At 56.1% G+C, this 2,288-nt stretch carries 3 protein-coding genes; all 3 read right to left on the reverse strand.

Annotated elements, in window-relative coordinates; translation table 11 throughout:
• Window positions 1–443 (reverse strand): hypothetical protein (locus tag FVQ81_18390; protein MBW7998500.1); only part of this gene is annotated, 443 nt, incomplete at its 3' end.
• On the reverse strand, window positions 440–871 hold the full coding sequence (locus FVQ81_18395) for a hypothetical protein (protein ID MBW7998501.1): 432 nt from the start codon (window positions 869–871) through the stop codon (window positions 440–442). The genes FVQ81_18390 and FVQ81_18395, both read right to left, overlap by 4 nt.
• Window positions 861–1,367 carry a hypothetical protein gene (locus FVQ81_18400; GenBank protein MBW7998502.1) on the reverse strand — a complete coding sequence of 169 codons (507 nt, stop codon included), beginning with the start codon at window positions 1,365–1,367 and terminating at the stop codon, window positions 861–863. The genes FVQ81_18395 and FVQ81_18400 overlap by 11 nt, the downstream gene beginning before the upstream one ends.
• Window positions 1,368–2,288 lie beyond the last annotated feature (921 nt).

Below are 2,288 nucleotides of genomic sequence, written 5' to 3' on the forward strand. Positions count from 1 at the left end.
CTCAAACTGTCTTGGTTAGTTACTTTTACCCAGCCATTGTAACTCCGACGAATCCGGTTCTTGCCTACAGCGATTATCGTCATGCCGCTGCTCATATCCACCTGAGCGCTGGTGCGTAGATACTCAGTGGCTCCGTCGAACCGCACCGCCGGTAATTCGTTGAGTACGTTGACCTTGTATTCAGGGCGCCTCGATTCGATCGGCTGTGTGACATCATTGCCCTGCCCCGACTGATCCACCCAGGTTGCCACCGGGTCGCCGTCTTCTAACCCGGTAATCGCCGAAGCATCTAGCCAGAGCGCTGCCCCCCGCACCTGATCTGCGGCCCGCCACCACTCTAACCAATATTTCGCAGACAGACCCTTAGGATTGACCGTACCGTTGAGGGTGGCCTGAGTCGAGTTTACGGCGGTAGCGGGAAGGGTGGTAGCGTCAGGGATCACACTACCACCGAGTCCCAGACGCCATCGATCACGCGGACGACCCGCATCTCAATCGTGTACTTCCAGAACCACAACGGCGCATTCGCAAAATCCTTCGGGTTATGAATAGTGCGATGGCGAACTGGCTTGAATGATGTAATGAGGACCTCGTAGGATTCCCCCGCGAAGTCATGGAAGTAAATCGTCTGAGTAGCACAAAGGTTGAACCAGCCGATCATTTCTTCCAGCTGTGCTTTGTGAAAAATTGTTCCGGCATACTTCAGGAGCAGCGGTTGGTCATCCGCCTGCTGGGGGTTGAGCCCAGTGTTGGCCGTGTTGGCGCTGCTCTCTACCGTGCGCGCCTTGCCGACATCATCCTCAGTCGAATGGTTAACTTGCCACGAATATTTTTTAGCATTACTTGGATTCTCGAATTCGTTACGGGCCATGAACGGCCTCCTTCTTACGCCAATACTCCTCTTTCTTGCGTTCCCGTCCACATTGACGGCATTTTCGATGCACGCCGTTGTTGTTCGCCTGATTCACGATGAGTGTGTTTGCCTCGGTCATGGGATGACCTCGCTTGCACTTCATTTTAGGCCGGTGTCCGTACCGAGGTTCGTCGCGAGCCGCCTCGAATACCTTGACATGTTCCAAACGACGTTCACCGAGATATGGCTTGAACAAGTCCACAACCTCGGAGACACGCTCCCAACTGCAAAGACGCCACCTATATTGCCGTTTAAAATGGGGGTGCTTTTGATCTTCATGGATACGAATATTGCCACAGTTCACTATGTCACGAAAACGCTGCACAACGTCAGGGTCAGTCATCGAGAGTGACATTTGTGGTTGTGGCGGTCCGGGGCGGGTTTTTTGCAAATACAAGTTGCCCTCGCCCTCGAAAAGTCCGGCAGCCCAAGCAATGTCTATAGCTCTGCTCATCGTCTGGGAATCCTTCCCGCTGACCGACGTGAATTACGAGTGGAGCGATCGAAGGTATCCCCTATAAGCGTCAGAATCCGATCGGAATCGCCACCACTGATAGTGGCGTGCATCGTGTTGGTCGAATTGTCGTTGTAGACGGTGGTCGGCTGCTGGTCGAGCCCACCGCCGATCGCTCGGCGAATGTCATAGATCGTCGGCAGTTTGATGTTGCCCACCGCCAGCTCCAGATCGCCAAAGTCGTCCGTTTCGTTTTTCAGCTGGTGGATTTCCTGCCGTACCCGGCGTCTCGTTTCCTTGCTGAGCCTGCCGGTCTTGAGGATGCGCTCCAGACCTGCGAGCAACTGCTGGTCAGTGATGAGGTCGATGCTGTGCTCGAATTGCAGGTCCTTGATGCGCTCGTCGTTGATCGTGTCACGCCGCTGTCGGATGGCTTCTCGCCGCCGAGTACGCGCCTTAACGGTCGCCTGCCTACCTTTGGCATTCCTCACTTTGATGTCCGTCTGCCGAACTTTCAAAGTGGCCTGTTTCACCGGGTCTTCGGTGAGGGCGATCTTGAAGCCGATTCTGGCTACGGCGAGGTCAGCCAAGGACTGATCCAACTGATCCTGGGCCTGGATCATCTTGGCGAGTGCATTTTTGCGCTCCGCCACTGTCTCGGCCGAACGCAGTTTACTTTGGGCTCGGTCTATGCTGGCTTTTGCCGCGACGATCGGATCACCGTGGGCGCGTGCTTCGCGCAGGTTGGCGGTGGCGTCTCGCAGCTCCTCTGCCTGATCTGCGATTGCATCCTGGAGATCGGCTTCGGACTGAAGCAGGGTAAGAAGAGCATCGGCGAGTTCCTTGTCATCAGCACCTGCGCCACGCAGCAGCCGCAGGGCCTCAGAGGCCGCACGGACGCCCTCGCGCGCCTGGGCGATG

Source organism: Candidatus Glassbacteria bacterium, from assembly GCA_019456185.1.
In the GTDB taxonomy this organism is placed as follows: Bacteria; Gemmatimonadota; Glassbacteria; order GWA2-58-10; family GWA2-58-10; genus JAJRTS01.